This window comes from Halobacterium litoreum (assembly GCF_021233415.1).
GTDB lineage: Archaea > Halobacteriota > Halobacteria > Halobacteriales > Halobacteriaceae > Halobacterium > Halobacterium litoreum.
The window spans coordinates 1,071,503-1,094,890 of sequence record NZ_CP089466.1 but is presented as its reverse complement, the minus strand read 5'-3'; the positions used below and the strand labels follow the sequence as shown (position 1 = coordinate 1,094,890).

The 23,388-nt window shown below is 69.3% G+C and carries 26 protein-coding genes; 9 read left to right on the top strand and 17 right to left on the bottom strand.

Annotated features, from left to right (window positions below; all coding sequences use genetic code 11):
* Window positions 1-389: 389 nt before the first annotated feature.
* Together LT972_RS06065 and LT972_RS06060 are read right to left on the bottom strand one after the other, a co-directional pair.
* On the bottom strand, window positions 390-1,418 hold the full coding sequence (locus LT972_RS06065; protein WP_232572303.1) for an LLM class flavin-dependent oxidoreductase: 1,029 nt from the start codon (window positions 1,416-1,418) through the stop codon (window positions 390-392).
* A 64-nt stretch (window positions 1,419-1,482) separates the two neighbouring features.
* Window positions 1,483-1,911: a DUF2267 domain-containing protein gene (locus tag LT972_RS06060; protein ID WP_232572302.1), complete on the bottom strand. Its 429-nt coding sequence runs from the start codon at window positions 1,909-1,911 to the stop codon at window positions 1,483-1,485.
* Between the two features lie 136 nt (window positions 1,912-2,047).
* Between LT972_RS06060 and LT972_RS06055 the strand changes: the two genes are divergently transcribed.
* Complete coding sequence (locus tag LT972_RS06055; RefSeq protein ID WP_232572301.1) at window positions 2,048-2,470, top strand: CBS domain-containing protein; 423 nt, start codon at window positions 2,048-2,050, stop codon at window positions 2,468-2,470.
* A gap of 1 nt (window position 2,471) precedes the next feature.
* On the opposite strand, the gene LT972_RS06050 is transcribed toward LT972_RS06055, so the two are convergent.
* Window positions 2,472-3,107: a dienelactone hydrolase family protein gene (locus LT972_RS06050; RefSeq protein WP_232572300.1), complete on the bottom strand. Its 636-nt coding sequence runs from the start codon at window positions 3,105-3,107 to the stop codon at window positions 2,472-2,474.
* Between the two features lie 224 nt (window positions 3,108-3,331).
* Here LT972_RS06050 and LT972_RS06045 point away from each other — a divergent pair, with 224 nt between their 5' ends.
* The 4 genes from LT972_RS06045 to LT972_RS06030 are packed head-to-tail and all read left to right on the top strand — an operon-like array spanning window position 3,332 to window position 5,388.
* A complete protein-coding gene (locus tag LT972_RS06045; RefSeq protein WP_232572299.1) occupies window positions 3,332-3,601 on the top strand; it encodes a hypothetical protein in 270 nt (89 codons plus the stop codon).
* Between the two features lie 9 nt (window positions 3,602-3,610).
* Window positions 3,611-4,594: a CapA family protein gene (locus LT972_RS06040; RefSeq protein ID WP_232572298.1), complete on the top strand. Its 984-nt coding sequence runs from the start codon at window positions 3,611-3,613 to the stop codon at window positions 4,592-4,594.
* Between the two features lie 39 nt (window positions 4,595-4,633).
* Window positions 4,634-5,020, top strand: coding sequence for a secondary thiamine-phosphate synthase enzyme YjbQ (locus LT972_RS06035; protein ID WP_232572297.1), 387 nt, complete (start codon window positions 4,634-4,636; stop codon window positions 5,018-5,020).
* A 53-nt stretch (window positions 5,021-5,073) separates the two neighbouring features.
* Entirely contained in the window at window positions 5,074-5,388 is a 315-nt protein-coding gene (locus tag LT972_RS06030) for a hypothetical protein (RefSeq protein WP_232572296.1), read from the top strand.
* Here the strand turns inward: LT972_RS06030 and LT972_RS06025 are convergent.
* The 9 genes from LT972_RS06025 to LT972_RS05985 form a co-directional block, all read right to left on the bottom strand.
* Entirely contained in the window at window positions 5,385-5,756 is a 372-nt protein-coding gene (locus tag LT972_RS06025) for an Hsp20/alpha crystallin family protein (RefSeq protein ID WP_232572295.1), read from the bottom strand. The genes LT972_RS06030 and LT972_RS06025 overlap by 4 nt on opposite strands.
* A gap of 50 nt (window positions 5,757-5,806) precedes the next feature.
* Window positions 5,807-6,031, bottom strand: coding sequence for a hypothetical protein (locus LT972_RS06020; RefSeq protein ID WP_232572294.1), 225 nt, complete (start codon window positions 6,029-6,031; stop codon window positions 5,807-5,809).
* A 150-nt stretch (window positions 6,032-6,181) separates the two neighbouring features.
* Window positions 6,182-8,671 (bottom strand): right-handed parallel beta-helix repeat-containing protein, encoded by a 2,490-nt coding sequence (locus LT972_RS06015; protein WP_232572293.1) that lies wholly within the window; start codon window positions 8,669-8,671, stop codon window positions 6,182-6,184.
* Window positions 8,668-9,930 (bottom strand): thrombospondin type 3 repeat-containing protein, encoded by a 1,263-nt coding sequence (locus LT972_RS06010; RefSeq protein ID WP_232572292.1) that lies wholly within the window; start codon window positions 9,928-9,930, stop codon window positions 8,668-8,670. Before LT972_RS06010 ends, LT972_RS06015 begins: the two co-directional genes overlap by 4 nt.
* A 123-nt stretch (window positions 9,931-10,053) precedes the next feature.
* Complete coding sequence (locus LT972_RS06005; protein ID WP_232572291.1) at window positions 10,054-10,521, bottom strand: pyridoxamine 5'-phosphate oxidase family protein; 468 nt, start codon at window positions 10,519-10,521, stop codon at window positions 10,054-10,056.
* Window positions 10,522-10,525: 4 nt separating this feature from the next.
* Window positions 10,526-10,984, bottom strand: coding sequence for a universal stress protein (locus LT972_RS06000; RefSeq protein ID WP_232572290.1), 459 nt, complete (start codon window positions 10,982-10,984; stop codon window positions 10,526-10,528).
* Window positions 10,977-11,774 (bottom strand): 3-oxoacyl-ACP reductase family protein, encoded by a 798-nt coding sequence (locus tag LT972_RS05995; protein WP_232572289.1) that lies wholly within the window; start codon window positions 11,772-11,774, stop codon window positions 10,977-10,979. Before LT972_RS05995 ends, LT972_RS06000 begins: the two co-directional genes overlap by 8 nt.
* Entirely contained in the window at window positions 11,767-12,489 is a 723-nt protein-coding gene (locus LT972_RS05990; RefSeq protein WP_232572288.1) for an HTH domain-containing protein, read from the bottom strand. The genes LT972_RS05995 and LT972_RS05990 overlap by 8 nt, the downstream gene beginning before the upstream one ends.
* Window positions 12,490-12,651: 162 nt before the next feature.
* Window positions 12,652-13,272, bottom strand: coding sequence for a MaoC family dehydratase (locus LT972_RS05985; RefSeq protein WP_232572287.1), 621 nt, complete (start codon window positions 13,270-13,272; stop codon window positions 12,652-12,654).
* A 245-nt stretch (window positions 13,273-13,517) separates the two neighbouring features.
* On the opposite strand from LT972_RS05985, the gene LT972_RS05980 reads away from it, so the two are divergent.
* The 4 genes from LT972_RS05980 to phaC are packed head-to-tail and all read left to right on the top strand — an operon-like array spanning window position 13,518 to window position 16,169.
* The gene (locus tag LT972_RS05980; RefSeq protein ID WP_232572286.1) at window positions 13,518-13,823 is read left to right on the top strand and encodes an AbrB/MazE/SpoVT family DNA-binding domain-containing protein; all 306 of its coding nucleotides are present in this window, start codon (window positions 13,518-13,520) and stop codon (window positions 13,821-13,823) included.
* Window positions 13,816-14,358 (top strand): hypothetical protein, encoded by a 543-nt coding sequence (locus LT972_RS05975; RefSeq protein WP_232572285.1) that lies wholly within the window; start codon window positions 13,816-13,818, stop codon window positions 14,356-14,358. Before LT972_RS05980 ends, LT972_RS05975 begins: the two co-directional genes overlap by 8 nt.
* On the top strand, window positions 14,351-14,899 hold the full coding sequence (locus LT972_RS05970; protein ID WP_232572284.1) for a poly(R)-hydroxyalkanoic acid synthase subunit PhaE: 549 nt from the start codon (window positions 14,351-14,353) through the stop codon (window positions 14,897-14,899). Before LT972_RS05975 ends, LT972_RS05970 begins: the two co-directional genes overlap by 8 nt.
* A 4-nt stretch (window positions 14,900-14,903) precedes the next feature.
* Window positions 14,904-16,169, top strand: a complete 1,266-nt coding sequence (gene phaC, locus LT972_RS05965; protein ID WP_232572283.1) for a class III poly(R)-hydroxyalkanoic acid synthase subunit PhaC — start codon at window positions 14,904-14,906, stop codon at window positions 16,167-16,169.
* Window positions 16,170-16,178: 9 nt separating this feature from the next.
* Here the strand turns inward: phaC and LT972_RS05960 are convergent, their stop codons facing one another.
* The 5 genes from LT972_RS05960 to LT972_RS05940 form a co-directional block, all read right to left on the bottom strand.
* Window positions 16,179-19,175 (bottom strand): FAD-binding and (Fe-S)-binding domain-containing protein, encoded by a 2,997-nt coding sequence (locus LT972_RS05960; protein ID WP_232572282.1) that lies wholly within the window; start codon window positions 19,173-19,175, stop codon window positions 16,179-16,181.
* 40 nt (window positions 19,176-19,215) lie between these two features.
* The gene (locus LT972_RS05955) at window positions 19,216-20,007 is read right to left on the bottom strand and encodes an SDR family oxidoreductase (protein WP_232572281.1); all 792 of its coding nucleotides are present in this window, start codon (window positions 20,005-20,007) and stop codon (window positions 19,216-19,218) included.
* Between the two features lie 224 nt (window positions 20,008-20,231).
* Window positions 20,232-20,606 carry a hypothetical protein gene (locus tag LT972_RS05950; protein WP_232572280.1) on the bottom strand — a complete coding sequence of 125 codons (375 nt, stop codon included), beginning with the start codon at window positions 20,604-20,606 and terminating at the stop codon, window positions 20,232-20,234.
* Window positions 20,606-21,478, bottom strand: coding sequence for a ParA family protein (locus LT972_RS05945; RefSeq protein ID WP_232572279.1), 873 nt, complete (start codon window positions 21,476-21,478; stop codon window positions 20,606-20,608). The genes LT972_RS05950 and LT972_RS05945 overlap by 1 nt, the downstream gene beginning before the upstream one ends.
* 774 nt (window positions 21,479-22,252) lie before the next feature.
* A complete protein-coding gene (locus tag LT972_RS05940) occupies window positions 22,253-23,284 on the bottom strand; it encodes a succinylglutamate desuccinylase/aspartoacylase family protein (RefSeq protein WP_232572278.1) in 1,032 nt (343 codons plus the stop codon).
* Between the last annotated feature and the right edge of the window lie 104 nt (window positions 23,285-23,388).

Sequence of the window (23,388 nt, the reverse complement as noted above, 5' to 3'; positions counted from 1 at the left end):
CGTACGTTACAGCATTCTAGAATATGAGTATATACCGCATACACCGACGTAATGCAGTAGTACCTGCCTTTCGATAGAGAGCGAGACCGAGAATTAGTAAATCAGTCATCAGTTCTGTGGGTCTCGCGTCGTCTCCCCTAGAACCGCCATCGACTGCCGCTCCCGGCGAGAGTTCGCGACCCGCGGTCGACCATCCGACCGCCTCGGAGAGACGGCCACCGTCGTTCGGTTACCCCCTCGCGACCGAACAGTCGCGTCGGACTTGCGTCGCCACTCGTCGGTGCGTTCGCTGTGCTCGAAGACGGGTGCGAGATGCCGGCGGGCAACAGCGAGGCGAGGCGGTAGCGTGAGAGAACCGACAGGACAACCGACCGGCGGTGGTGGCGGCGTCAGCGCGGCGTCAGGCCGACGCCGTCGGCGATGAGTTCGTGCGAGCGCAGCGCCGTCTCGTGGTCGGCGACGACGTGTTGAATCATCACTTCGCCGACGCCGACGCGGTCCGCGAGTTGGTCGAGGAGGCCCGACAGCGTGTCCGGGTCGCCCGAGATTGCGCGCGGCCACTCGTCGTCGTCGAGCGTCGCGGGCGTCGGGTCCGGAACGCCCCCGAGTTCGTCGATGGCGTCCTCGACGCTCGGCGTCGTGCCGGGTTCGCCGCGTTTCATGCGCTCGAAGGCGGCTTCGGCGACGGCGCGCTGGCGGGCGGCTTCCGCGTCCGTCTCGGCGCACACCGCGTTCACCGCGACCATCGCTTCCGGTTCGTCGACGCCGCTCGCGAACGGCGACGGCTGGAAGTGCTCGCGGTACGCGTCGAAGGCGTGCGTCGCGAACATCGGGCGGATGAACCCCGCGAAGCAGTACCGCAGACCGAGTTCGCCCGCGACTTTCGCACTCGACGGACTCGACCCGAGCACCCACGGCATCGGGGTGTCGCCGCCGGCGCGCGGAATCGTCACGTCGCTGTAGGCGTGGTCGTCCGGGAACGCGTCGTCGAGGTGCGTGACCACGGCCTCGATTTTCTCGCGGTGGTCCTCATCGGGGTTCTGGACGTGTCGCTCGGTGCCGAGCGCGCGGTCGACGGCGGGCGACCCGTTCGCGCGCCCGAGCCCGGCGTCGATGCGACCGGGCGCGAGTCCGTCGAGCGCGCCGAACTGCTCGGCGACCTTGAACGGCTGGTAGTGGTTGAGGAGGACGGCGCCCGACCCGAGGCGAATCGAGTCGGTTTCGGCGGCGAGGTGGCCGAGCAACACTTCCGGCGTCGTGCCGGCGACGCGGTCGGCCATCCCGTGGTGCTCGGCGACCCAGAAGCGCTCGAAGCCGAGTGCTTCGGCCTGCTTCGCGGCTTCGACCGTCTGCTCGTACGCGTCGGCGGCGGTGCCGCCGTCGGGGACGGGGGAGAGGTCGACGACAGAGAGGTCCATATCCGGCTTCGGGGTCTGCGAGAGAAAACCGTTCGGCTACCAGCAGGTGACGGGCCGTGTCGGCTCACTCGCCGTGTGTGGCCTCCCAGCCGCCGGCGTCGACGATGCCGAACAGTTTCCCCCAGTTCTCGTCGTCCTCGCTCTCGGGGAGTTGGTCGCGGAGTTGGCGCACGTCGGCTTCGGGGACGACCGAACAGACGAGGTCGACGACGACTTGCGCGTGGTAGGCGGCCTCGGGCCGGTCGACGCCCTCGATTTCGGTGACTCTGTCGACGAACGCCGACCAGTCGAATCGCTGGCCGTGTTCGTGGACGGCGCCGGTGAGATACCAGTCGACTTCCATCGGGAGCGAACTCGCGATGTTGCGGGCGTCGCCCTCGGGGATGCGTTCGCCGAGGGTGGAAAGCGTCGCGCGAATCGCGCGCACGGCCTGACCGGTGCCGGGGAGTTCGAGTCGGTGCTGGACGGTACCGGTGAACTCGTCGAAGTTCATGCCCGAATCATCGCCGTAGCGGACGTTGGTTATTGGGTGCGTTCGCGGCCGGCGCCGCGTTCACGGCTCCTTACTCGACGCACGCCGTCGAAGGCTACGGACAACAATAGGGGTACGGTGCGACCGTCGAGACACTATGCCAGTCGCAGACGTGGCGAGAACGGCGGTCATGACCGCGCACGGCGACCAGACCGCGGGCAACCTCGCGACCGTGATGGTCGAGGAGAACGTCGGGAGCGTCATCATCGTGAACGACAACGAACCCATCGGCATCGTGACCGACCGCGACCTCGTGGTCGAGGTGTTGGAGCCGAGACGCGACCCGACGGAGACGACCGCCGAAGACATCATGGCGGAGGCGCTGACGACGGTCGCGATGAGCGACGGCATCTTCGAGGCGACGCGCACGATGCGCGACCACGCCGTCCGCCGGCTTCCCGTGGTAGACGAGGACGACAACGTCGCGGGCATCGTCACGATGGACGACTTCGTGGTGTTGCTGTCGGACGAACTCGCGAACCTCTCGAAGGTCGTGGAGGCGGAGTCGCCGCCGTACTGACTCACGCGAGGTGGGTGACGAACCAGTCGCCGGCGACGCCCGCGACCTCGTCGAGTTCGCCGGCCCCCTCGAAGAGGTGTTCGGCGCCCTCGACGACGTGGAGCGCGCGCTCGCCGGGGAGGCGCTCGTAGGCCTCGCGGTTCAGTTCCAGCACTTGCGTGTCGGCGCCGCCGACGACGAACAGCGTCGGCGCTCGCACACCCTCGACGTCGTCGCCGGCGAGGTCGACGCGCCCGCCGCGGGAGACGACGGCACCGACGCGACCGGGGCGTCGCGCGGCGGCCCGCAACGCGGCGGCCGCGCCCGTACTCGACCCGAAGTAGCCGACCGCGAGGTCGGCGGTCTCGGACTGTTCTGCGAGCCAGTCGGTCGCGCCGAGGAGGCGGTCGGTCAACAGCGAGACGTCGAAGCGGGTCTCGCGGCGCTGGTCCTCGGTTTCGGTGAGCAGGTCGAACAGGAGCGTGCCGAGCGCGCGCTCGCGCAGTTCCTCGGCGACGAACGCGTTCCGTGGGCTGTGGCGGCTCGACCCGCTCCCGTGCGCGAACACCACGAGGCCGGTCGCGCCCTCGGGCACGGCGAGCGCGCCGTCGAGTTCGACGCCGTCGATGGGAATGGAGACGGTTCGTTCGGCTGGCACGCGTGTTCCTGTCGGTCGGCGAGACCTTCCGTCTCCCGACGCCCTGCGAGCAGCGACGCTGCGCCTCCCTCCCCGACTGCGTGCGCGTCGCCGACCGGATAGTGGCCGTTCGTCGGCAGCGACGCCGCGAACGGACCGAGCGCGCGTGGCCGGGTTCGCCGACCGCGTCGCCGGAGCGCAGTAGCCGCCGACTAACGATGCGCGCTCGCCGCGTACCCCGGTGCATGAACGACGAACCAGCGGAGAACCTCTCGACGGTCGGTTCGGGGCGCGTGGACGCGCTGTTCGACGAAATCGAGTTGACGGTGGAACTGCTCGACCGGTTCGGCGACGAACTCGAATCCGTCCGGCGGCGCGTCGAGGCGAACGACGGCGAGACGTCCGGCCACGTCAAGAACCGCGTCGAGCAGGACGCCGACCAACTCGGCGAGGAGGCCGAGGAAGCCGTCGAGAAACTGCAGGAGCGCCTCGACGCGCTGAAGCGGACGGTCTGAGCGCCGGGGATGACGCGACTCGGGTTCGTCGGCGACGTGATGCTCGGGCGGCAGGTCGACGACAAACAGCGGTCGCGTTCGGTCGAGGCGGTGTGGGGCGACTGCCTGGATTTCCTCCGCGAGTTCGACGGCCTGTTCGCGAACCTCGAGTGTTGCCTGTCCGACCGGGGGCAGCCGTGGCGCCGCACCGACCACACCTTCCACTTCCGGGCCGACCCCGAGTGGGCGGTGCCGGCACTGGAGCGGGCGGGCGTGGACTGCTGTGCGCTCGCGAACAACCACGTCCTCGACTTCGAGACCGAGGCCCTACTGGACACGCTGGACGCGCTCGACGACGGCGGCATCGCGCACTCGGGGGCGGGACGCACGCGCGACGACGCGCTCGACCCCGCGGTCGTGACCGCCGACGGCCTCGACGTGGCGTTCGTGTCGCTGACCGACAACACGCCCGAGTACGCGGCCACCGACTCCGCGTCCGGTACCGCGCACGTCGAAATCGACGTTGAGAATCCCGAGACGCGCGCGACCGTCGAGGAGGCGCTGGCCCGCGCCGACGCGACCGACCCCGACCTCGTGGTGGCGTCCCTGCACTGGGGGCCGAACATGGTGGTCTCGCCGCCCGCGCGCTTCCGGGCGTTCGCGAAGTGGTTCGTGGACTCGGGCGTCGACGTGGTTCACGGCCACAGCGCCCACGTCTTCCAGGGCGTCGAGGTGTACGACGGCGCGCCGATACTCTACGACACCGGCGACTTCGTAGACGACTACGCGGTGGACGCGACGCTCCGGAACGACCGCGGGTTCTGCTTCGAGGTAGTGGTCAAGGGCGGCGCGCCGGCGACGCTGCGCCTCCATCCGACGGAAATCGAGGACTGCGCGGTCCGCGAGGCGACCGACGAGGCCGCGGTGTGGAGCCGCGAGCGGATGCGCGAGCGCTCCGAGCCCTTCGGCACCTCCTTCGACCGGGACGGCGACGCCCTCGTCCTCTCGCTGTGACCGCCCACGCTCTTGTTCGCCCGCGTCGTAGCCCGAGGTATGTCCATCGAGGTGTCCACGAGCGAGCGCGTCGAGGTCCGCGACGTGACCGACGCCGTGCGCGACGCGATTCCCGAGGACTGCGAGCGCGGCGTCTGCACCGTCTACGTCCCGCACACGACCGCCGGCGTCGCGGTGAACGAACCCGAGTCGGGACTGCTTCGAGACCTGGAGCGAGCGCTCGACGCCCTCGTGCCCGCCAACGGCGACTACGACCACGACCGCGTGGACGACAACGCCGACGCCCACCTGCGCGCGATGCTGCTCGGCGAGAGCGCGACGATACCGGTTCGGGACGGCGACCTCGCGCTCGGCACGTGGCAGGCCGTCCTGTTCGTGGAGTGCGACGGCCCCCGGACGCGGTCGCTGTCGGTCACCGTGACGTAGCCCACAGCCATCCTGTCGAAACGACAATCTGTCTGGTCGCCGTCCGAGAAGTCATGGCCGACACGACGTGGCCGGAACTCGGCGGCAAACAGATTCGCACCGGCGACGGAACGTGGGAGTTCTCGGGCGAAGTCGACGTCCGAGACAGCGGGAACGTCCTCGCCGTCGAAGCGACCCGCGTCGACGAGGCGAAGCGACCGACTGCCCGCCTCTACTTCGACGTCGAGAACCCCCCGGACTCCCTCAATCCGGGCGCGCTCGGCGAACACTTCGACCGCGTCGAGTGGGAGGGCAACGACCCGCGTCTCGTCGTGAAGACGACGGGGCGCACCTATCGCTACGAGTTCAACCGCCTCGCGTACGATTAGGACACGTCGACGCTCCGCCCGCCCGCCTTCCGCAAGTGCACGCGGAGCACGCCGTCCTGAAACGACGCGGACACGCGCTTCTCGTCGACGCGCTGCGGGAGGCGGAGCACGCGAACGCGCTCGCCGGACGCGCGCTCGCGGCCTCGCCGGAGGTAGCGTCCGTCCTCGTCGTTCTCGAAGTCGGCGGCGATGCGCACGCGGTCTTTCTTCACCGTCACGTCGATGTCCTGCGTCCGCAGTCCGGGGAGGTCAGCGCTCACAACGAACTCGCGCCCGCGGTCCTCGACGTCCACGGCGAACGCGTCCGCCGGCATCACGGGTCGCTCGGTCCGCCTCGCTCGGTCGGCCGCGCGGCGATTCGGGGTCATTACGCACAGGGAGTCGCCGCGTTGCCGTAGTTATACGGTCGCTGTTCGCGTCAGTCGTCGGTCTCGGCGGCGTCGTGGAACGTCGCGGCCTGCTCGGCGGTCATCGTGCGCCACTCGCCGTCCCCGACTCGCACCTGCACCATCCCGTCGGGGACGTCCGCGTCGACCGATTCCGTGTGCGCGTCGACGACGTTTTCGGCGTACTGCTCGCGCGCCGCGTCGTCCGACGGCGCGATTGCCTGCCACCCGCAGTCGGGCTCTGGACAGCGAATCATTAGGTGAGTCTTACGCGCCGTAAGTCGAGCGTTCGGTTAAGCCTTCTCCCGCGACAGCCCTCATAACCGTCGAAATCACTGCGCTCTGGCGTTCAGTTGGTTACCAGATGACGGCGAGTAGCCGGGAAGTCGAGTCGAGTCGAGTCGCGGTCACCGCGTCGCGAGCACGAACAGCGCGCCCGTCGCGGCCGCCCAGACGCCGGCGCCGCCCGCACCGACGAGGAGCAGCGACCCGGGCCCGAGCACGCTTCCGAGGAGCCAAATCCCCACCGCGACGCCCGCGATGACGTGGATGAAACGCCCCTTCACGGGCGGCCGTCGGCCGTTCAGCACTTCGTTCGTGGCGTACCCGCCGACGGCGAGCGCGACGACATAGACGAGCAACCCGAGCAGCCCCCACACGGAGAACAGGCCGCCGAGCAGTCCCGGTCCGCCGCCACCGCTCTGGGCCGGCGCCTGCGTCGTCGGTGCCGTGGTGGTCGTGGTGGTCGTGGCGTTCCCGTCACCGTCGTCCGGCGTGGTCGTCTCGTCGCCGGTGTCGGACTCGGTCCGGTTCGGGTCGACAGTCACCTCGACGCGCGCTGCTCGCGCGCTCTCGACGCCCTGTGCGTCCTCCACGACGACGCGCACCTCGTGGGTGCCGTTCGTCTCGAAGGCCTCCACGAGCGTCGGCGTCTCGCGCGCCGGGAGTTGCGTGCCGTCCACGACGAAGTGGTACGACTCGACGCCGGCGTCGTCGCTCGACTCGGCCGCCGAGAACGCCACCGCGTTGCCCGGCGCGACGGTCGTCCGGTTCGCGGCGAGCGCCACCGTCGGGCGTTCGAGCAGGTCGCGGTGCGGGCTCTCGTCGAACGGTACGACGGCGGCCTTCCCGCGCGCCGGTTCCACGGCGTTCCCGTCGCCGTCGGGGTTCAGCGTCGCGTGGAACGGCCCGCTCTCAGCGCCCCAGTAGTTGTCCTCGGCGACCACGGAGCCGTCGGACTCGCTCCGGAGCCCGACGACGTGCCCGTACACGTCGTTGTCGCGGAACGTCACGTTCGCGGAGACGTCCTCGAAGACGACGCCCGTCGACGGCCCCACGTCCGCGACGGAGCCGTCCCGACCGGAGCGCGTGTTGAACGCGACGGTGTTGTTCGACGCCGACACCGCGGTCGGGCCCGCGTACCGGACGCCGTAGCGGTTTCCGGCTATCGTGTTGTTGTCGACAGTCACCGCTCGCGCGCCGGTCGCGTGGTGGTCGAGCGAGACGCCGACGTGCGCGTTGTCGAACGCGTCGTTGCCGGTGACGCGCACACCGCTCATCTCCCCGGACGCCCACACGTCGAGGCCGTCTCCGTCGTTGGCGACGAACCGGTTGTCGGCCGCCGTCACGTCGCGCACGCGACTCCCGGTGAGGACGACGCCGGACGCGCCGTTCTCGCGCACGACGTTGTCCGCGACGACCGTCTCGTCGAACACCGGCGTCGCGACGTACGCGCCGTGCCGGCCGTTGTCGGCAAGTTCGTTCCCGGTGACGGCGAACTCGTCGGCGAGCACGTACGCCGTCGTCACGCGCAGGCCGTCGCGGTCGTTCCCGCGGAGTTCGTTGTCCGCCACCGTCAGCGAGAAGTCCTGGAGCGCGCCGGAGGGCTTCGACACCGCGACGCTGACGCCCGTTCGCGCGTTCTCCACGACGTTACCGGCGATGCGCGAGTCGTCCACGTCGAGCGCCCGCGAGACGTTGACGCCCGCGCCATCGACGTCCCGAATCTGGTTGCCGGACACCGCGACGTCGTCGAGTTCGCCGCCCGTGACGTGGACGCCGTCGCCGCCGACACCGGTGACCGAGACGCCGCGAACCGCGACGTTCGAGAGCCCGCGGTCGGTCGCCGCGCTCGGCTGGGTGGCCGCCCGACTCGTGTCGAGGACGACGCCGGACTCGGCGACGCCCGTGACGGACCCGCCCGCGACAGCGACGCCGCGAATCTGGCGCGCCCACACCGCGACGCCGTGGCGGCCCGTACGCTCGAAGGCCGTGTCGCGAACCGCGACGCCGCGCGCCGACTCCACGTACGGGTTCGTGCCGGCCGCGCGGACCAACACGCCCGCGTACCCGATGTCGGCGAAGCGGCTGTCGGTCACGCGAATCGACGGCACGGCGTCGACGCCCACGGTCTCGACGCCGGTGCGGACGTGCGCTCGAATTGTCGCGTCGTCGACGACGACGCGCCCCTGACTCGACGCTACCTCGACGCCGGTCACGCCGTACTCGACGGTGGTGTTGGCGAGGCGGAGCGTCGAGTCGGCGCCGCCCTCGTAGCGAATCGCGTCCCACGTCCCCGGACCGGGGTTCGGCTTCGCGGTGGTGAACGCGACGGGGCTGGCCGCCGTTCCGGCCGCATGCAGACTCCCGCGGACGGTGAGCGTCACTTCGCCGCCGACGTTCACCGTCGTGCCGGGTTCGACGGTGAGCGTCGCACCGCGGGCGACGGTCACGTCGTCGGTGACGAAGTACGGGCCGTCGTCGGCGCTCCACGTCGTGTCCTCGTTCACGTCGCCCGTGACGTAGGTGGGCGCCGACGCGTCGGTCGCTGTCGCCGCGGGCGCGGGCACGCCGGCGAGGACGACGACAGCGACGAGGACGAGCGCGAGACGGTTCACGCGAACACCCCCAGGAGGTCGGTCAGGAGGCGCGCGGCGCCGCCCAGCAGGTCGGCGCCGAACAGCGACGTCGCAGTGCGCGTGTCGGCCGCCTCGTCGGTCGAATCGGTCGACGTCTCGGCGTCGGTGGTGGCGGCCGCGTCGTCGCTCGCGTCCGCCGTCGGGTCGTCGGTCGGCTCCGTCGGGTCCGTGCCGAGTAACACCTCGCGGCCGTCCGGGATGCCGTCGCCGTCCGTGTCGGGCTTGGCCGGGTTCGTGCCGAAGCGGGACACCTCCTCGGCGTCGTCGAGGCCGTCGCCGTCCGTGTCGGCGACGAGCGGACTGCTCGCGAGTTCGAAGTACTCCGTGCCGTCGGCCAGCCCGTCGCCGTCCGTGTCCCGGTCGGTCGGGTCGGTGCCGACGCGCTCCTCGACGGGGTCCGAGAGCCCGTCCATGTCGGTGTCCTTCGCGGTGGGCGACGACGCGTTCTGAATCTCGGTCGGGTCGTCCAGGTCGTCGCCGTCCGTGTCGTTCGCCGCCGGGTTCGTTCCCGCGCGCACCTCCTCGGGGTCGGTGACGCCGTCGCCGTCGGTGTCCTTCACGAGCGGGTTCGTGCCGAACGTCTTCACCTCGTGGCCGTCGGTGAGTCCGTCGTCGTCCGTGTCGATGTTGTCGTCGAGTAGGTTGTCGGGGTCCTTGCCGGTGCGTTCGCCCGGCCGGTCGTCCGTCGGGTCGACCACGAACTCGGTCCCCCACTCGACCTCCTCCGCGTTCAGCAGGCCGTCGCCGTCCCGGTCGCCGCCCTTGTAGACCGACACGAGGTCGACGGTGGTCTGGTTGACGCGGGACGCCGACCGGACGCCCGGCCGGTACATGCTGACGTAGAGGGTCTGTCGCCCCTCGGGAATCTCGTTCGGTGCGACCGAGAGCGTGACGTCACGCGTCTCAAGTTCGCCGAGTTCGACGCGTTCGACGGCCAGCGACTCCTCGGTGTGGGGGTCGTAGGACGCGTCCGGGTCGGTCGTCAGTCGGACGTAGTACGTCTCGTAGTAGGAGTCCGACTCGGAGACGTAGTCCCCGACGTGCGCGACGAAGTCGGTGCGTTCGCCGCGCCAGACGACCTGCACGCCGTTCTCGACGGTGGCGTTGCCGGGGCCGGTCACGTCGACGTCGAGCACGCCGGAGTTCACCTCGTCGCTGTGGGTGGCGGCCGCGGGAGCCACGACTACCGACAGCACTACGACGGCGACCACCACCAGTCCAGTCGAGCGACGAGACATGAGTACGAACAAACCTTAGCCCTGCCCTACTTGAAAATATTGGTCGGATTGACAGCCAGCGAACGTGTTTAGCCCCGTTCGTCGCGCGACCGACCCGACCGGCGGTAGGACGTGCCTACCGAGTCAGTCGTAGACCGCCCACGACGCCGACCCGACGGTCACCTCGACCAGCGCGTACCCCGACTCCTCGGCGCCCGCCGCGTCCTCGTCTCGAACCGCGCCGCCGTCGACCGCGGTGTCGCCGCCCGCCCCCGTCTCCTCGCTCGGTTCGTCGCCCTCGCCGTCGTACTTGTCGTAAATCCAGTCCGACGCCGCCTCGATTCGGTCAGCGTCGTCCACGACCGATGCGCGACCGAGCAGCGTCACGTTCCAGGCCACGTCGCCGTCTCGCGCTCGCTCGATGGACAGCGCGACTCGCGGGTTCTCGCGGGCGTTCGCGAGTTTCCGCCCGCCAGTGATGAAGGAGACGACGCCGTCCCGGTAGCCGTACCACACGGGCGCGGCGTGCGGGCGGTCGTCGACCGACGTGGCGACGTGCGCGCTCACCGGCGCGCCGGCAATCAGGTCCTCGGCTTCCTCGGGGACGCTCATCGAGTCACACCGGCAACACCGGGACGTTGGACGTGCGCATGAGGCGCTCGGTCGTGCTGCCGATGTGCGGCCTGCTCGCGCCGCCCCGTCCGTGCATCCCCATCACGATGAGGTCGATGTCGTGCTCCTCGGCGTACCGCCGAATCTCGTCGTGCGGGACGCCCCGGCAGGACCGCGCGACCGCCTCCAAGCCGAGTTGCTCGGCCTCCGTCACCACCGCCTCGAGCACGTCCTCTGCCTCCGTCTCCAGTTTCTCGATGAGGAGTTCCTCGCTCCCGAGCGCGGGCGTCTGGGCTTCCGTGCGCTCGTCGACGACGTGCAGCGCGTGAATCGTCGCGCCGTACTGGTTCCCGATGTCGAGGGCGTGTCGCGTCCCGCGGCGAGCGCCATCGCTCCCGTCGGTCGGCACGAGGATGTTCCGGTAGAGGCGCTCGCGGGACGCGCTCTCGCCGGCGTCAGCCATGCATCCCACCGTTCACGTTGACGATTTCGCCGGTGACGTACGACGACTCCTCGCTCGCGAGAAAGCGCACGACGGGAACGATTTCGTCCACCGACGCGAACCGGTTCAGGGGGATGCGCTCGCAGATGCGGTCGTGGACGTGTTCCGGGATGGAGTCGGCCATGTCCGTCGCCGTGAACCCCGGCGCGACGCAGTTCGCGGTGGTGCCGTGGGGCGCGAGTTCGAGCGCGAGTGACTTCGTGAACCCGAACAGGCCGCTCTTCGAGGCGGCGTAGTTCACCTGTCCGAAGTTCCCCTGCTGGCCGACCACGCTGGAGATGTTCACGACGCGCCCGTGCTCGGCCTCCTTCAGGTCGTCGTAGAACGCCTTCGTGCAGTTGAACGCGCCGCCGAGGTTCACGTCGACGACGCGCTGCCAGTCCTCGGGCGTCAGGCGCTCGAAGCGCTTGTCGACGTTCACGCCGGCGTTGTTCACGAGCACGTCCACGGCCCCGAACTCGTCGCGGACGCGGTCGGCGAACGCCGCCGTCGCCTCGAAGTCAGCGACGTCCGCCTGCACCGCCGTCGCCGTGCCGCCCGCCGTCTCGATGGCGTCGGCGACCGACTCGGCGGCGTCCGGCGACGAGTGGTAGTTCACGACGACGTCCGCGCCGTGTCCCGCGAACTCGGTGGCGATGCGACGCCCGATGCCGCGGGACGCGCCCGTGACGACGCACGTCTGGTCCGCCAGCAGTTCGGAGCGCTCGGCGTCGGTCTGTCCGGCGCGGGACTCGCGGAGGTCGCTACTCATCGGGCTGCACCTCCCGGAACGGGCGTTCGAGGCGGCCGTCGGGCGTCACGGGCCGGTCCTCGGACGCGACCCGAGCCGCCAGCCGGCGAGCGCTCGCGGCGGCGCCGTCGGCGACGTTCGCCAGTCCGTCCTCGACGGTCTCCACGCCGTCCTCGTGGTTGCAGGGGTAGACGCCGACGAGGTCGTCGCCGTCCCAGACGGTGAGACAGAGCGCGGGCGTCACGAGCACCTCGTCGCGCTCACGCGTAATCGAGGAGTCGACCTGCCGCACGACGAACGGCGGTCGAATCGACACGTCGTGGTCGTCCGCCCACGCCTCGAAGCGCTGGTACGTGTCGAGAACGTCGGTGCGCGCGGTGCCCGCCGACCGCAGGCTCACCTTCTCGGGCCACGTGTGGACGTTCACCGCGTCGATGACGCCGTCGTCGGCGAGCGCTTCGAGTGCTTCGAGGACCGCCGATTCGCGGTCGTGGGCGACCGAGGACCCGCGCACGTACAGTCGCACGTGCGGCGTGGTGGCAGTCGCGTCGTCGCGGCGGTCGGTGCCTTCCGCGGCCTCGCTCGGCGAGACCGATTCGTCGCGGCCGCCGCCGTCGCCGGACGTGCTGGGGCGCTCGCTCGCCGTCTCGTCGCTCGCCGACGCCTCGCTTTCCGGCGCGTCGCCCCGGTCCGCCCGGTGACGCCGGGCAGTCGCTTCTGTCGCTAACTCTTGCATCAGTCGCGCGGAGAGACGCGCCAGCCGCTCATTGCTATACACAGCCTACACCCGACAACGACGGCATACTCCGGCTATTACGTCGGTTTAACGCGAGTAACACCGGGCGGACGGGGCGGTCGGAGCGGTACGGCGTGCTTACTCGCGGCTCGGCACGGACGGTCAGGCCGGGAGTTCGTCCACGAGAACGATTGCTTCGCCGTCCACGACCGCGTCGCCGTCGCCGTCGGTGACGACGGTGGTGAGTCGGTAGCGGTCGCCGCCGAGGTTCTCGACCACCTCGCAGGTCGCGGTCGCTCGCTCCCCGATGGGGACGGGCGCGAGGTACTCCACGTCCTGTTCGAGGTAGATGGTGAGTCCGGGGAGGCGGGCGAGCGCGGCGCTGACGAGGCCGCTGACGAGCGTGCCGTGGGCGATGCGTTCGCCGAACCGGGTGCGCGCGGCGAACTCGTCGTCGAGGTGGAGGCGGTTCGTGTCGCCACTCGCCTTCGCGAACGCGCGCACGTCGTCGTCCGTGAGTTCCTTCGAGAAGGAGACGTGTTCGCCGACGCCGATGTCCTCGCGCGAGTCGACGGTACACTCGAACGTCCAGTCGTCGCGCCGATACGCCATCGACGGGAGCGTCGAGTCGCGGCGTTCGGCGTCGGCCTGAGCGAATCCGAACGCGGCGGCGGCCGCGCGGTTCGCTTCCGCGGCGCGCTGCACGACGTCGGTGGAAAAGCGGAGCCACTGGTCTGTCGCGCGCGCCCACGTCGTGACCGGGTCGCCCGTGAACTGGTCCATGCGTAGACACGACGGGACGGGAGTGAACAGCCGTTTTGGGGGGATGCGAGCCAGAATTAGGCCGCGTCGTCGCGTCGTCGCATCGTGGCGCCGTCGATTTACTGTCGCGATGGTGGCCAGTCTACCGAGGGGTTCGCGTCGACGGCATCGAGCACCACGCTCCGGTTCTCAGCCCCGTCTGTCGCCATCTGAACCCATCTGGTAACTACGCTTAACGTCGAATCCGGCGTACCTCCTGACGACAGATGCCCGACAACTACGACTCGACGTGGCCGCCGGCGGCGTTCGCACGCGACGTGCAGACGGCCGGCGAGCGCGCGTTCGAACAGCAGACGGAGTTCATGCGCCGGATGCTCGCGCCGTCGATGGACGCCGGACTCGGCGGCCTCGACGCGATGAGCCGGACGACGGCGACGTTCAAGACGCGCGTCCAGAGCGGCGGGCGCATCAGCATCCCGGACGCCGAACGCGAGGCCCTCGGCATCGAGGAGGGCGACATCGTCCAGACCGTCGTCATCCCCCTCGAAACGCGGGGTGACGGCGATGAGTGACGCGGGGATGGCGTCGCCGTTCGCGATGCAGCGCCGGCTGCTCGAACAGAGCCACCGCGCCACCCGGCAGGCGTTCGACGTCCACCGGCGGTTCACGCGCGCGTTCGCGAACTCGATGGACGCCCAGCGGAGCGCCCAGCGCGAGACGACGACGATGGCGAACACCGCACTCGAACTGCCGGTCGTGGCGATGCGCGCGACGTTCCCGAACGAGGAGAGCCTCGGCGACGTGGAGGCCGCCTACGAGGAGAGCCTGACGTCGATGGCGGACCTCACCGACGAGTGGTGGGCGCGCACCGCGCAGTCGACGGCGGACGCGCTGGAGACGTACGACGGGATGGTCGGCGTCTACGCAGACCTCGTGGCCGCCGGCTTCGACACCGCGCTCGCTGCGACCGACGACCTCGCTGCGGCCGGCGACTGGACGGACGCGGACTGGATGGGGGGCGGCGAGTGGCTGGACGCGAGTGGCTGGCCGGGCGAGGCGACCGAACCCGTGGAAATCGAGGTCGAAGGAGGTGGTGACGGTGAGTAGCGATACGCCCGGCATGGAGTGGTTCGAGCGCGTCGCCGAGGTGAACCGCCAGTACGCGGACGCCGCCGAGCAGACGATGAACGCGCAGTCGCGGTTCGTGGACGCGTGGCTGGACTCCGTCGACCAACTCACCCGGCAGAACCGCGCGGACGAGACGGCGGCGTCGGTGGCGAACGCCTACGAGGTGTGGATGCAGGCCGCCGACGACGCCCTCGAACAGGTGACAGACGTGGTCGAGGGCGAGGACGTCGACGTCGAGCGCTTCCGGGACACGTGGCTGAACGCCGCGAACCGCGCGTTCAAGGAGACGATGGAGACGTCGGCGTTCGCGTACGCGACCGGGCAGGGCCTCGACGACGCGCTCGAACTCCGCCAGCAGTTCGACGACATCACCGAGGACGCCGTCCACGAGATGGGGCTGCCGACGGAGGGCGACGTGACCGAAATCGGGGAGCGCCTCGTGGAACTGGAGCGCCGCCAGCACGCCGTCGAACAGCGCCTCGACCGAATCCTCGACGCGGTAGAGACCGAGGGGGAGTGAGCCGATGCGGGGTGCTCTCTCCGGGCCGGCGGCGTTCTGGGACGCCGCGGCGACGCTCGTCGAACGGACCGCGGACGCGCCCGACGCCGCCGAGACGATGCAGGACGTCGAGGTCGGGCAGACGCCCTCGGAGGTCGTCTACAGCGAGAACAAACTCGACCTCCTGCACTACGAGCCACTAACCGAGCAGCGCCACGACACCCCGATTCTCGTGGTGTACGCGCTCATCAACCGCCCGTACATCCTCGATTTGCAGCCGGACCGGAGCGTCGTGCGGCGCCTCCTCGAGGACGGCTTCGACGTCTACCTCGTCGACTGGGGCGAGCCGTCGAAGTTAGACGCGGCGCTGTCGCTTGACGACTACGTGAACCGGTACATCGACAACTGCGTGGACGTGGTGCGGGAGCGCTCGGGCGTCGACTCGATAAATCTGCTCGGCTACTGCATGGGCGGCACGATGAGCGCGATGTACACCGCGCTCCACCCCGAGAAGGTGCGGAATCTGGCGCTGATGGCGGCGAGCCTCTACTTCGACGAGACGGGCGGCGTCTTAGAGGAGTGGGGCGCCGAGGAGAATTTCGACCCGGCGACGCTCGCGGAGACGTTCGGGACGATTCCGGCGACGTTCTTCGACGCGGGGTTCGCGTCGATGGACCCCGTCGAGAACGGCGTGTCGAAGTACATCCGCCTCGCGGACAACCTCGAGGACGAGGAGTTCGTGGAGAACTTCGCGCGCATGGAGCGCTGGCTCGACGACGGCATCGGGATGGCCGGCGAGGTGTACCGCGAGTACCTCGAAGACGTCTACCAGGACAACAAGTTCGCCGAGGGCGACCTCACAATCGACGGCGAACGCGTCCCGCTGGAGAATCTGACGATGCCGATGCTCCAGATCGTCGCGGAGTACGACCACCTCGTCCCGCCGACCGCGAGCCGGCCGTTCAACGACCGCGTGCCGAGCGACGACACCGAAATCATGGAGGTGTCGGCGGGCCACATCGGGCTGTCGGTCGGCCGCACCGCCCACCGGGAACTGTGGCCGGCGGTCTGCGAGTGGTTCGGGGCACGCGACGGCGCCGCGAACCCCGGCGACCTCGAACGCGTCGACGGCATCGGCCCGCGGTACGCCGAGCGCCTGCGCGACGCCGGTATCGAGAATCTCGCTGCGCTCGCGGGCGCGGACGCCGGCGCGCTCGCCGAACAGATCGACGTGGCCGCGGGGCGCATCGAAGACTGGATGGCGCAGGCGCGCGACTTCGCCGGCGAGTAGTCGCCGTTCTCAGCCGTCGAGCGCCGCGGCGAGCATCTCTATCGGGGTCGGCGGACCGTCGCGGTCGGTGGGCGACGCGGCGAACGACGCGTCGAGCAGGTCGCCGAGTTGGGTGCGACAGGACGCCCCCGGCGCGACCACGAGGTCGGCGTCGCTCTCGCCGACCTGCCCGACGAGAATATCGCCGATGGCGGTGCTCATCGCGTGGTGTTCGGCCTCGTAGCCGAAACTCCCGGCCATCCCGCAACAGGTGGAGTCGAGCGCGTCGACGCCGTAGCCGGCGCGCCGCAGGACGCCGACCGCGTGGTGGTCTTTCTTCGTGGCCTTCTGGTGGCAGTGGCCGTGGTACGCGAGGCCGAGGCTCCCGGCGTCCCAGTTCACGGCCTCGTCGAGGCGGAAGGCGTCGAGGTACTCGCAGACGCCGTACGCGTTGCCGGCGACCGTCTCGGCCGCGTTCGACCCGAGCAGGTCGCGGTAGTCTGATTGGAACATCACGGCGTCGGAGGGTTCGACGACAACCACGTCCCAGCCGTCGCGGACGCGGGGCGCGAGCGCGGCGACGTTCCGGCGGGCCGTCTGCCGCGACTTGTCGAGGAAGCCCTTGGAGTGGGCGGGCCGCCCGCTGTCGGTGCGGTCCGCGAGGTCGACGCGGACGCCCGCCGCCTCCAGTACGCGCACCGCCGCCTTCCCGACCTCAGGGTGGCTGTAGTTCGTGTACGTGTCCGGGAACAGCACCGCGCGCCGGACGGCCTCTGACTCGGACACTCGCGCTCCGCCGCGAGCGTCGAACCAGTCTCGGAGCGTCTCCCGTTCGAACGTCGGGAGCGAGCGCTCGCGGGCGATGCCGACGGTCTCCTCCAGCAGCGCGCGAGCGCCCGGCAGGTCGGCGAGGCGATTCGAGAGCGGGGCGAGCGCGCTCCCGACGCGGGCGAGCGTGTCGACGTTTGCGAACAGGCGCTCGCGGAGACCGGCGCCGTGCTCCTCGTGGCGCGCGTGCTCGACTTCCGCCTTGAGTTTCGCCATGTCCACCTCGCTCGGGCAGTCTTTCGCACAGCCCTTGCAGCCGACACAGAGGTCAAGCACCTCGGTCGCGAACTCGTCGCCGGTCGGGTCGTCGGGCAGGTCGCCGCTCATCGCCTGCCGGAGCGCGTTCGCCCGCCCCCGCGTGCTCGTAATCTCCTCGTCAGCGGCGCGGTACGTCGGACACATCACGCCGCCGCCGTTCTCTTGGCTGGTGCGACAGCCGCCACAGCCGTGACAGAGTTCGACCATCCCCTGCATCCCGTTCTCGTTCTCCCAGCGCAGCGCCGAATCGAAGCCGGCGTCGAACTCGTAGTCGGGGTCGAAGCGCAGGTTCTCCGTCATCGACACGTCCCCGCAGACCTGCCCCGGATTCAGCCGCCAGTCCGGGTCGAACGCGGTCTTGAGGTCGCGGAACGCCGCCCAGAGTTCGTCGCCGTACAGTTTGCGGTTCCACTGGGTGCGGGCGCGGCCGTCGCCGTGCTCGCCGGAGACGGAGCCGCCGAACTCCACGACCATGTCCGTGACCGCGTCGGCGATGTTCGCCATCGCCTCGATGCCCGCCTCGGACTTGGTGTTCACGAGCGGGCGAACGTGGAGGACGCCGGGGCCGGCGTGCGCGTAGAACGACGCGAACGTGTCGTTGGCTTCCAAGACCTGCTGGAAGCGTTCCACGAACTCCGGGAGGTGCTCGGGCGGGACGGCGGCGTCCTCGATGAACGAGATGTGTTTCTCGTCGCTCGTCCGAGAGAGGAGAATCGGGAGACCGGACTTCCGGAGCTTCCAGAAGCGCTTGCGTTCGGTGTCGTCGTGGGCCTCCAGCGCGTCGAAGGCCACGTCGCCCACCCGGTCGGCGAGCAGGTCCGCGACCTTCGATTCGCCGTCGGCGTCGCTCTCGGCGTAGAACTCCACGAGGAGCGCGGCCCGCGTGCCCTCCGGGAGCAGTGCGACCACGTCCTCGAACTCGGCGGTGTCGGCGGCCAAGTCGATGAGGGTGTCGTCGACGAGTTCGACGGCGGCGGGGTCGTGGTCGAGGACGTGCTGGACGTCGGTGACGGCGTCGAGCACGCTGTCGTACGTGAGGAACGCGACCGACTTCGTCTCCGGCACGGGTTCGAGGGAGACGGTGGCCTCCGTGATGACGGCGAGTGTCCCCTCGCTCCCGGCGAGCAGGCGCGCGAGGTTCACGGTGCCCGACTCGGCCTCCTCGACGAGGCGGTCGAGGTTGTACCCCGAGACGTTGCGCTTCAGGTCCGGAAACTGTGCTTCCACCTCGTCGGCGTGCTCGTCCAGAATTTCGCGGACGCCCGCGTAGATTCGGGACAAGAGGTCGTCGCTCTCCGGGTCCGCGCGCTCGCGGAGTTCCGCCACCTCGATTTCGCCGAACGTCTCGACGGAGCCGTCGGCGAGGACGACCTCGCACTCCTCGACGTAGGCGTCGGTCTTCCCGTACTTCAGGGAGTGGGCGCCAGTCGAGTTGTTGCCGATGGCGCCCCCGAGCGCGCTCCGGTCGCCCGCCGCCGGGTCGGGCGCGAACTTCAAATCGTGGGGCGCGAGCCGGCCGTTCAAGTCGGCGAGCACGGTGCCGGCCTCGGCGCGCGCCTCCCGCGCGTCCGGGTCGACGCCCACCACGCTGTCCATGTGACGCGTGAAATCGAGAACGACGGCCTCGTTGACCGCCTGCCCGGCGAGACTCGTGCCGCCGCCCCGCGGGAGCACCGCGAGGTCGCGGTCCGCGCAGTACGACACCACGCTCGCCACGTCCTCGGTGTCCGCCGGGAAGACGACGCCGACCGGCGTCACCTCGTAGGCCGACGCGTCGGTCGCGTACAGTTCCCGCGAGTACGAATCGAAGCGCACCTCGCCGTCGACGCGCCCGCGGAGCGCCGCGACGAGCGCGGGCCGCTCCACGTCCTCGCCCGCGTAGTCGTATTCCGACCGCTCGTCGACCGCCGCGCGCGCCGGTCGCTCGCTGTTCGAAGCCATTCGACCCTACGTTCGGCGGACGGCCACGAGTGGTTTTGGGTTAGAGGTTCGAGCGCCCGCTCCCGCCGTCGACGGTCACCGCCTCGCCGTTCACGAAACTCGCGCGCTCCGAGAGCAGGAACGCCACCAGGTTCCCGAACTCCTCGGGGTCGCCGAGGTCACCGACCGGGATGTCGTCGGTCCACGACGCCAGACTCGCCTCGTAGGTGTCGTACTCGCCCCTGTCGACCGCGTTCTGCACGAGATACTCCAGGCGCTCCGTGCGGTGGGCGCCCGGCAGCACCGCGTTCACGCGCACCTCGGGGGCGAGTTCCCGGGAGAGCGTCTTCTCCAGGCCGACGACGCTCATCCGGACGGAGTTCGAGAGCACGAGGTCGTCGAGCGCCTCCTTCACGCTCCGGGACGTGGACGTGACGACGCTCCCGCCGCCATCCGCCTGCAAGTGCTCGGTCGCCTCGCGCACGAGGCGCACGACGCTCATCACGAGCAGGTCGTAGGCTTCGTACCACTCGCGCTCGGTGGTCTCCGCGAACGACTTGCTCGGCGGGCCGCCCGCGTTCGTCACGAGGTGGTCGAGGCCGCCGAACTCCTCGACGGTGCGCTCGACGAGCGTCTCCGCCGCGTCCGGGTCGGTGAGGTCGGCGGACACGCCGACCACGTCGCCGCCACCGACTTCGCGAATCTCCGCCACGGCGTCGTCCAGTCGCTGTTCGTCCCGGCCGTTGACCACGACGTTCGCGCCCTCGCGGGCGAGCGCCGTCGCGGCGGCCTTCCCGAGTCCACTGCTCGATGCGGCGACGAGCGCCGCGTTCCCTTCGAGTCCGAGGTCCATTGTTCGCGTCAACCGACTAGTGGTGCGGTCGCGACGTAACTGTTTCCGGGGTCGAGCCAGCGCCACGCCGCCACGAGATTGTTCGAATCACCGGAGATAGATAGAATAGGTAAGGCAGGTAGAATAGGTAGAATAAGCAACTCTCCCAGAAATCCCACACATCTTGAGACAGGTCACTACTCTGGGTTGTGAGCGCGCAAAACGACAGATTCGGGCCCGAGCAGTCAGTCGTCCCGGCGGGCGTCGCGGACCGCGTCGGCAATCTCCGCGGGGTGACGCGCCGCGACGCGGAGGACGGCGTCGTGGAGTTCGCGTTTCGCCTCGTTCCGGATGCCCGTCTCGCGGAGTTCGCGGACGACTTCGAGGTCGAGGGCGTCCTCGAGTTCGGCCCACGCCTCGGGGCGCGCGTACATCGGCGACTGCTTCACGTCGTCGAACTCGAATCCGGGCTGCTCGGCGGACGCCTCGTCGCTCGCACCAGATTCGGCGTCAGTCGGCGTCTCAGTCGCGGCCTCCGCTGAGGACTGCTCGGTCGCCTCCCCCGACTCGTCGTCGGCGTTGTGCTCTCGCTCGGCGGCTTCGAGGTCGTCGAACCCCATTACCGCACCACCTCCCCGCGCTCGACGACGCGAGCGAGTTCGTCGTACGCGTCGAGTTGGTCGCACTCGTCGTCGAAGTCCCGGAGCGGCACGCCCTCCTGGTGGGCTTCGTCGATGGCGGCGCGATACCGGATGCCCGGCAGGTCGCCGTCGTAGTCGCCGTCGTCGATGGCGTCCCAGTCGTCCGCGGAGAGGTACGCGAAGTTCGGGACGAGGTGGTCGATGGCGTCCCGGGTCGTAATCTCTCGGAGGAGTTCGCGGTCCCGCGTCTGCTGGTCGATGCGCTTCCGGAGGTCCGAGGGGACGATGGCGAGGATGTCCAACTCGAAGTACTCGCGAGCCTCCTTCACGAGTCGGTTCAGGGTGTTCGTCAACCCCGTTTCGTAGCCGTTCTCCGGCCGCAGCGGAATGACGAGATTCCCCGTGGCGTACATCGCGTTGTCGTTGAGTTTCCCGCGGTTCGCCGGGCAGTCGACGACGACGTAGTCGTACTCCTCGCCGAGGAGGGGGTCGACGAGATCCTCTTTCAGGCGCGTCGTCCCCATCGTCGCCTCCTTGAGCGCGGACTGGACGCTCTCGAGGTTCTCGTGTGCGGGGAACAAATCGAGCCCTTCGGTGACGTTCACGATGTACTCTCGCGGGTCCTCGCGGTCGATGAGCACGGCTTCGGCGTGGTTGTCGCCGTCCTCGCCGGCGTTGTACTCGTCCTCGAACCCGAGATTGAGCGTCATGTGGCCGTTGTCGTCGAGGTCGACGACGAGCGCGCGGCCGTTCCGGTGGGCGAGTTCGCGCCCGAGGTTGAGTGCGGTGGTCGTCTTCGCGAAACCTCCCTTCAGGATGCCGACGCTGACAGCGCGTGGTTCCGTTTGCATTGTGTCCCTCGTCAGAGATAGGTGCCTATCTCACAATCGGTGGGCGGGCACCTTCGCTGAGTCAGGCGGCAGTTCCGCGTCGTCGTAGATAAAACACCGGGAATAGGTACGAGAGGTGGCTAAAGTAGGTGGCTTACGTGAAACAAGCGAGCAAGTTGCGATAGGTACCTTAACTACCTATTCTATTTTGGGAGGCGTGTGTCGCCGGCCACAGAATCACTCGCGAATCAGCGAGCCGATTGCCTACCCGAACGCGAGAGCGCGCAGTGAGCGGCGACTTCCCCCCGGACAGACCCGCGTTCGAGAGTCGTTCGACACCGGCAGCCCCACTGACGCTGTGTTCGCCTACACCGACGCGTTCGCACCGCTACGGGCAGTAGCATCACCGTTCGGAAATCACCGGCTTGTGTATCTCGACATGGAGTTTATGAACTGCGTTTCGAGCGAAACGTCGGGTTGCCCGCGAGGGTTGAGCGGGCCGAGCCGAGAGAATTCGAGGGTGTGAGCCGTAAGCGTTGCTGGAGTCTCCCGACCGACGCCGCAGCGACGGCGAACGAGTGTCGTCGGCTCCAGACGCCGCCAACAGTAGTAGCGACAGTTCGTCGTGTGGGTGCTCGCGCGGCCGCGCGAACAGCCACGTCCCTACTGACGAACGTTCCTGCTGACGAATCAGCGTTCGCGTCGCGCCGACTGTCGAGTCGCGTTGTGCGCGTTCGCGCTGATACGAGCGTCAAGAATTGACGCCCCCGAAGGCGGTAGGTTATAAATTCTATTCTACGATATAGAATCTTCCTCCGGCGGGGAACGTCCGCGGCGCGATTCGATGACTCGTCGCGTCCGGTCGTCGAGTTCGACGAGGTGACAGAGCGGGTTTCCGGGGTAGACGACGGGGTTCTCGAGCGAACCGACGAGCAGGCCGGTGAACGGCGCGGTCACGGTCGCCACGTCGTCCCGGAATGGGTTAGTGATAGCACAGACGGCGTCGCCCTCGTAGACGAGGTCGCCGCGCTCGCATTGCATCTCGGCGATGCCGCCGACGTCGGCGCGCAGCCACGTCTTCTCGTCGGCCGACCGGATGACCGTCCGCCAGCCCGGCCAGCGGACGGTCTCCTGGGGGAAGACGCCGTACTCCGCGAACACGCTGCGAACGCCGTCGAGCGCGCGGTCGATGAGCGCACGTTCGAATCGGTGCGCTTCGCCGAGTTCGACAGTGACGGTGGGAACGCCGCGTTCGGTGGCTTCGCGGCGGAGCATTCCGGGTTCGCCGGCGCCGGCGACGACGACGCTCGCACCGAACGCTTGCGCGAGGCGCGCTGTCGGGTCGTCGTCCATGTCGGCGCGGACGTGGAGCATGTTGGTGCGGCCGCGCGTCGACGTGTGGAAGTCGAGGCCGAGGTCACAGGGCCGGACGAAGTTCTCGAAGATGGCGGCGGCGACGCGTCGCGCGCTCGTGCCGCGGCGATTCCCCGGAAACGAGCGGTTGAGGTCGCGGTCGTAGACGGGGAGGTAGCGTTGCTGGGTGAGGAATCCCTGCACGTTCAGGACGGGCAGGCAGACGAGCGTGCCGCGGACGTCGCCGTGGTCCCACTCGCGGGCGACTTCGCGGACGACGGCGATGCCGTTCAGTTCGTCGCCGTGGGCGGCGGCCGAGAGGAACACGGTCGGTCCGGGGTCGTCGCCGTTGACGACGGTGACGGGGATGCGAATCGGGTCGCCGAGGTACGTCTCGCTGACGGTGTACCGGATGCGTTGGGTTTCGCCGGATTCCACGCGCCCGCCGTCGTAGGTGAATGCGTCGACGCTCATGTCGGAACGTTCGGTGTGCAGGCAGATATTTCGAACAGCCCAACTGAACCAACTACCCCCACTATTTTACCTATTCTAACTATTCTACCTATTTTACACGGTCC

What these genes read in the sequence shown, in the direction of transcription:
- LT972_RS06065 (WP_232572303.1), bottom strand. Translation starts at nt 1,418, where the DNA reads ATGGACCTCTCTGTCGTCGACCTCTCCCCCGTCCCCGACGGCGGCACC.
- LT972_RS06060 (WP_232572302.1), bottom strand. Translation starts at nt 1,911, where the DNA reads ATGAACTTCGACGAGTTCACCGGTACCGTCCAGCACCGACTCGAACTC.
- LT972_RS06055 (WP_232572301.1), top strand. Translation starts at nt 2,048, where the DNA reads ATGCCAGTCGCAGACGTGGCGAGAACGGCGGTCATGACCGCGCACGGC.
- LT972_RS06045 (WP_232572299.1), top strand. Translation starts at nt 3,332, where the DNA reads ATGAACGACGAACCAGCGGAGAACCTCTCGACGGTCGGTTCGGGGCGC.
- LT972_RS06040 (WP_232572298.1), top strand. Translation starts at nt 3,611, where the DNA reads ATGACGCGACTCGGGTTCGTCGGCGACGTGATGCTCGGGCGGCAGGTC.
- LT972_RS06035 (WP_232572297.1), top strand. Translation starts at nt 4,634, where the DNA reads ATGTCCATCGAGGTGTCCACGAGCGAGCGCGTCGAGGTCCGCGACGTG.
- LT972_RS06030 (WP_232572296.1), top strand. Translation starts at nt 5,074, where the DNA reads ATGGCCGACACGACGTGGCCGGAACTCGGCGGCAAACAGATTCGCACC.
- LT972_RS06025 (WP_232572295.1), bottom strand. Translation starts at nt 5,756, where the DNA reads ATGACCCCGAATCGCCGCGCGGCCGACCGAGCGAGGCGGACCGAGCGA.
- LT972_RS06020 (WP_232572294.1), bottom strand. Translation starts at nt 6,031, where the DNA reads ATGATTCGCTGTCCAGAGCCCGACTGCGGGTGGCAGGCAATCGCGCCG.
- LT972_RS06010 (WP_232572292.1), bottom strand. Translation starts at nt 9,930, where the DNA reads ATGTCTCGTCGCTCGACTGGACTGGTGGTGGTCGCCGTCGTAGTGCTG.
- LT972_RS06005 (WP_232572291.1), bottom strand. Translation starts at nt 10,521, where the DNA reads ATGAGCGTCCCCGAGGAAGCCGAGGACCTGATTGCCGGCGCGCCGGTG.
- LT972_RS06000 (WP_232572290.1), bottom strand. Translation starts at nt 10,984, where the DNA reads ATGGCTGACGCCGGCGAGAGCGCGTCCCGCGAGCGCCTCTACCGGAAC.
- LT972_RS05995 (WP_232572289.1), bottom strand. Translation starts at nt 11,774, where the DNA reads ATGAGTAGCGACCTCCGCGAGTCCCGCGCCGGACAGACCGACGCCGAG.
- LT972_RS05990 (WP_232572288.1), bottom strand. Translation starts at nt 12,489, where the DNA reads ATGCAAGAGTTAGCGACAGAAGCGACTGCCCGGCGTCACCGGGCGGAC.
- LT972_RS05985 (WP_232572287.1), bottom strand. Translation starts at nt 13,272, where the DNA reads ATGGACCAGTTCACGGGCGACCCGGTCACGACGTGGGCGCGCGCGACA.
- LT972_RS05980 (WP_232572286.1), top strand. Translation starts at nt 13,518, where the DNA reads ATGCCCGACAACTACGACTCGACGTGGCCGCCGGCGGCGTTCGCACGC.
- LT972_RS05975 (WP_232572285.1), top strand. Translation starts at nt 13,816, where the DNA reads ATGAGTGACGCGGGGATGGCGTCGCCGTTCGCGATGCAGCGCCGGCTG.
- phaC (WP_232572283.1), top strand. Translation starts at nt 14,904, where the DNA reads ATGCGGGGTGCTCTCTCCGGGCCGGCGGCGTTCTGGGACGCCGCGGCG.
- LT972_RS05960 (WP_232572282.1), bottom strand. Translation starts at nt 19,175, where the DNA reads ATGGCTTCGAACAGCGAGCGACCGGCGCGCGCGGCGGTCGACGAGCGG.
- LT972_RS05955 (WP_232572281.1), bottom strand. Translation starts at nt 20,007, where the DNA reads ATGGACCTCGGACTCGAAGGGAACGCGGCGCTCGTCGCCGCATCGAGC.
- LT972_RS05950 (WP_232572280.1), bottom strand. Translation starts at nt 20,606, where the DNA reads ATGGGGTTCGACGACCTCGAAGCCGCCGAGCGAGAGCACAACGCCGAC.
- LT972_RS05945 (WP_232572279.1), bottom strand. Translation starts at nt 21,478, where the DNA reads ATGCAAACGGAACCACGCGCTGTCAGCGTCGGCATCCTGAAGGGAGGT.
- LT972_RS05940 (WP_232572278.1), bottom strand. Translation starts at nt 23,284, where the DNA reads ATGAGCGTCGACGCATTCACCTACGACGGCGGGCGCGTGGAATCCGGC.